The organism is Corallococcus praedator (assembly GCF_003612125.1).
Taxonomy (GTDB): Bacteria; Myxococcota; Myxococcia; order Myxococcales; family Myxococcaceae; genus Corallococcus; species Corallococcus praedator.
This window is the reverse complement of the sequence record NZ_RAWI01000552.1, coordinates 1-4,909: the sequence shown is the minus strand read 5'-3', so window position 1 is coordinate 4,909 and position 4,909 is coordinate 1. Positions and strand designations below refer to the sequence as shown.

At 69.1% G+C, this 4,909-nt stretch carries 4 protein-coding genes; 3 read left to right on the top strand and 1 reads right to left on the bottom strand.

Annotation, left to right across the window (positions count from 1 at the left end; translation table 11 throughout):
- From D7Y13_RS38525 to kdd, 3 genes are all read left to right on the top strand, one after another.
- A partial coding sequence (locus D7Y13_RS38525) for a uracil-DNA glycosylase (RefSeq protein ID WP_233602454.1) occupies positions 1-773 on the top strand: 773 nt, incomplete at its 5' end.
- Positions 774-807: 34 nt separating this feature from the next.
- Positions 808-1,815: an alpha/beta hydrolase gene (locus D7Y13_RS38520; protein WP_120585113.1), complete on the top strand. Its 1,008-nt coding sequence runs from the start codon at positions 808-810 to the stop codon at positions 1,813-1,815.
- Positions 1,816-1,826: 11 nt separating this feature from the next.
- The gene (gene kdd, locus D7Y13_RS38515; protein WP_120585112.1) at positions 1,827-2,858 is read left to right on the top strand and encodes an L-erythro-3,5-diaminohexanoate dehydrogenase; all 1,032 of its coding nucleotides are present in this window, start codon (positions 1,827-1,829) and stop codon (positions 2,856-2,858) included.
- Here kdd and D7Y13_RS38510 read toward each other — a convergent pair.
- Complete coding sequence (locus D7Y13_RS38510) at positions 2,855-4,609, bottom strand: glycosyl hydrolase family 18 protein (protein WP_244222433.1); 1,755 nt, start codon at positions 4,607-4,609, stop codon at positions 2,855-2,857. The genes kdd and D7Y13_RS38510 overlap by 4 nt on opposite strands.
- Between the last annotated feature and the right edge of the window lie 300 nt (positions 4,610-4,909).

The following is a 4,909-nucleotide window of genomic DNA, read 5'->3' as shown; positions in this document are numbered from 1 at the left end:
CCCCGGTGGAGTCCCCTTCACGGGATGTGCTGCATGCCGCCATGAAGCAGCCCCTGGGCGCGCCCCGTCCACCCGTCGCCGCGCCCCCAGCCGCGGCGGCTCCTGCGCCTCGTGCCGTGGCCGCGCCGTCCCCGGGGATGCTCGTGGACGTGCCCCGGGCGACGCCCCGCTACAACGGCGCGCTGCCGGGCGTGGTGGAAGGGGAGCGGCCCACGCTGGATCAGATCCGCCGCGAATTGGGCGACTGCCGGCGCTGCAAGCTGTGCACGGGCCGCAAGAACATCGTGTTCGGCTCCGGCAACCCGCGCGCGAACCTGGTGTTCGTGGGCGAGGGCCCCGGTGAGAACGAGGACCTCCAGGGCGTGCCCTTCGTGGGCGCGGCGGGCGATCTGCTCACGAAGATGATCGCCGCCATGGGCTTCACCCGGAACGATGTCTACATCTGCAACGTCGTGAAGTGCCGCCCGCCGGGCAACCGCAACCCGGAGCCGGACGAGATCGCCGCGTGCGAACCGTTCCTGCGCTCGCAGCTGTTGGCGATCCAACCCAAGGCCATCGTCGCGCTGGGCAAGTTCGCGGCGCAGACGCTGCTGCGCGACACCACCGCCATCACCCGCATGCGCGGCTCCTGGCGTGAGTACGAGGGCATCCCGCTCATGCCCACCTTCCATCCCGCCTACCTGCTGCGCAACAACGCGGAGAAGCGCAATGCGTGGGCGGATCTGCAGCAGGTGATGAAGCTGTTCGCCAAGCCACCGGGCTCCAGCGCGTGACGCGCGCGGAGCACCGCGAAAAAGGGGTGCAGGGATGAAGGGAGTGCTCGAGACGCGCGAAGTGCAGTCGCCCGCGCTGGAGAACAATCCGCTGGGGGATCCGGCCCGCCGCCGGCTCACCGTGTACCTGCCGCCGGGTTATGCCGCGGGCACGCAGCGCTACCCGGTCGTCTACTTCCTGCATGCCTTCAGCTCGACGGGCGCCTCCTGGACGAACGCGTCCGGCTTCGCCCCGTCCGTGCCGGACCGCCTGGACGCCCTCATCGAGCAGGGCGTCATCCCGCCCGTCATCGGCGTCTTCCCGGATGCCTGGACGAAGCTGGGCGGCAGCCAGTGGGTGAACAGCGACGCCATTGGCCGCTACCGCGACTACCTGGCCAAGGACATCATCGGGTTCGTGGACAAGACCTGGCGCACGCTGCCCAAGGCCGCGTCGCGCGCGGTGGTGGGCCACAGCTCCGGCGGCTACGGCGCGCTGGTGATGGGCCGCTACCACCCGGAGCTGTTCTCCCTGGTGGGCGCGCACGCGCCGGATTCGTACTTCGAATATTGCTACATGCCCGACCTGCCCAAGGCGGCCACCGCGCTGCTCAAGGCCGGCGGCGTGGAGACGTGGGCGACGGAGATGCGGCAGCGCGCCCGTGAGACCAAGATGCGCGGGGACGACTTCCCGGTCATCAACATCCTGGCCATGGCGGCGGCGTACTCGCCGAAGAAGGGCGAGCCGCTCAATCTGGAGCTGCCCTTCGATCAGCAGAACGCGAAGCTGCGGCTGGACGTGTGGAACCGGTGGCTGGTGCACGACCCCGTGCGCTTCGTGCCCAAGTTCCTGGACTCCTTCCGCAAGCTCAAGGGCGTGTTCCTGGACGCCGGCACGCGCGACGAGTTCAACCTGCGCTGGGGCACGCGCATGGTGGCCGACGACCTGAAGGCCGCGGGCGTGGACGTGACGCACGAGGAGTTCGAGGACGGGCACTCGGGCGTGTCGTACCGCTTCGAGCGTTCGCTGGCGGTGCTGGTGCCGCGCCTGACGCAGGACTGACGAGGAACTCCATGGGCACTGATTCGTACGGGCTGTCGCGCGTCGTGGGTGAGAAGGGCGTGCTGCCGCAGCGCGCCCGCAAGCTGGACCCCTCGCTGCCGTGTCGCGAGGCGGAGATGCTCATCGACGTGGAGAGCCTCAACATCGACGCCGCGTCGTTCAAGCAGATTAAAGACGACGTGGGCGGCGACCCCGGCCGCATCGCCCAGCGCATCCAGGACATCGTGCTGGAGCGCGGCAAGATGCAGAACCCCGTCACCGGCTCGGGCGGCATGCTCATTGGCCGGGTGAAGGAGCTGGGCTCGAAGCACCCCGCCAACGGCGTGCTCAAGCAGGGCGACCGCATCGCCACGCTGGTGAGCCTGACGCTCACGCCGCTCGTCATCGAAGAGGTGAAGGCGGTGCACGTGGACATCGACCGGGTGGACATCCGGGGCCACGCGCTCATCTTCGCGAGCGGCATCTACGCGAAGCTGCCGGAGGACATGCCGGACACGCTGGCGCTGGCGGCGCTGGACGTGTGCGGCGCGCCCGCGCTGGTGGCGCGCTACGTGCGCCCGGGCATGACGGTGGCGGTGCTGGGCGCGGGCAAGAGCGGCGCGCTGTGTCTGGCCCAGGCCCGCCGCAGCCTGGAGAGCCGGGGCAAGCTGCTGGCGCTGGACATCTCCCAGAAGGCGCTGGATGCGCTGTCCGCCATCGGCCTGTGCGACGAGGCGCTGAAGGTGGACGCCACCCAGGGCGTGGACGTGATGGAGGCGGTGCAGAAGGCGACGGGCGGTCCGCTCTGCGACCTGGTGGTGAACTGCGCCAGCGTGGGCAATACGGAGATGGCGTCCCTGCTGTCCGTGAAGGACGGCGGCACGGTCATCTTCTTCTCCATGGCCACCAGCTTCACCACGGCGGCCCTGGGCGCGGAGGGCGTGGGCAAGGACGTCACCATGCTCGTGGGCAATGGCTACGTCCCCGGTCACGCGACCCTCACGCTGGAGCTCTTGCGCACCGAACCGTCGCTGCGCCAGCTGTTCGAAGCGCGCTACGTCTAGGGCTTGAGGAAGGCCGTGTGCACGGCCTTCAGCAGCGGATCCCTCTCACCCGCCGGGGCCTGTCGGAAGTGGCCCTGGTTGATGGTCCAGATGATGCCGCCGCCCAGGCCCAGCTCACGGGCCCAGCGGCCCTTCTCCGACACGGACGGGATGTCCTCGTAGGAGATGTAGTTGCACGCCTGCGGGCCGAACGCGGTGGGGAAGGAGAGGTAGGGCGCCTTGGCCGCCGCGTCCCAGCGGTAGGCCTCCGGCTTGTAGTAGAGCGTCTGGATGTTGGCGTAGCTCATCGCGTTGTCGCTCTGCTCCTCCTGCACGTCGTCCCGCCCGTCCAGGGGCGTGCCCGGCTCCGTGACGCCCTTCCAGCAGGTGCCGAAGAAGCCGATGCCCACGCCCATGCGCTGGGGCGGGACGCCCGCGTCCAGGAAGGCCTTCACGGAGCTGGCGACGGAGCTGGGGTGGCCGGGGCTCTCCGCGAACAGCGCGCTGGAGTGCCAGCTCTCCCACTGCCCCCAGTGCCCGCTCATCTTGTAGGCCATCACGTTCATCTGATCGACGCGGGCCGCCAGCTCCCGGTGGAAGTCCGCGTCCATCTTGCCCAGCGTGAAGTTGGAGTTCACCCAGCCGATGGGCACCGTGATGATGATCTTCTCATCCGCGGCGCGCAGCTCGTCCAGCAGCGCCAAGAGCGGCGGGCCGTCCTGCGGCAGGAGGATGGGCTCCCAGTCCACGTCGATGCCGTCGAACTCCAGCTCGCGCATGACCTTGATGATGTTCGCCACGAAGTTGCGGCGCTTCTCCACCGTCTCCGTCGCGCCCTTGAAGCCGTCGTACTCGCCCATGCCGCCCAGCATCAGCAGCGCCTTCTTCCCGGCCTTGTGCGCCCGCTGCGCCAGCGCCTTCGCGAGCAGGGGGCCTTCGAGCGAGGAGACGTCGAAGTCCGTGTAGAGCGTGCCGTCGATGCGCGGGCGGATGCGGCCCACCACCACGTGCGTGAGCAGGGACATGTCCACCGTGTCCACCGGATACAGGTCGCGCTGGTAGCCCACCCAATAGCCCATCACCCAGTTCGTCGGGGCTCCCCCGGGACGCGGCGTCACCGCCATCGTCGTGCGCACCGAAGGACCCTCGCCCAGCTCGTTGGCCGCCGTGACGGTGAAGGTGTACCCGGTGCCATTGTCGAGCCCCTCGATGAGCGTTCCCGACACCGGCGCGGACACCGTCTTCGTGGTGCCCCCGGGCTCCGCCGTCACCTTGAAGTACGACAGCGGACGGCCGCCAAAGCTGGCCGGGACCACCCAGCTCACGTACGCCTGTCCATTGCCCGCCGTGGGAACCACCGCGCGCGGCTGTCCCGGCACCGTGGGGTTCGGGATGCTCATGCCCGCGAGCGGCGTCACCAGGTCCGTCTCCACGGAAGCCTGGCCCTCGCCCATCGCGTTCACCGCCGCGACCTTGAACACGTAGGTGAAGCCGTTGTTGAGGCCCAGGATGGTGGCCTGCGTGTCGGGCGCCCTCACCAGCGCGCCACCGCACTCGGGCACGCACCGGACCACGTAGTACATGAGCGGGCTGCCACCGTCGCTCGGAGGCACCGACCACGTCACCAGCGCGGAGGCATCCCCCGGCTGCGCGATGACCTGCTGGGGAGCGTCGGGAGGCGCGGGCGGAATCTCGGGCACCTTGCGCCCGCCGAAGTCGCACGCACCCAGCATCACCGCGAGGGTCAAACCCAACCACCAACGAACTGGCATGGCCCGATGACTCGTCATCCCAATGCTCCTGAAAAGGATTGGGACGTTATGCGGCCGGACCCCCGGTGTGAGTCAAGTCTAAGTGGAAAATTACGGTAATTTCGTATCGCCGGTAAATCATCCATTAACCCGACTAATCCCATTCCCGCAGGGAATCATGAAACGTGCGGAGATGGGAAACACGCCCGGCAAGGACGGCTGGTGCGGGGGGCGGCCGGCGGGCGCGACCCCGCGTGTGGGGCCCTGGGCTCAGCGCACCTGGGCGGTCGGGGCCTCGCCAGAGGGCGCTGGGGCCACGGG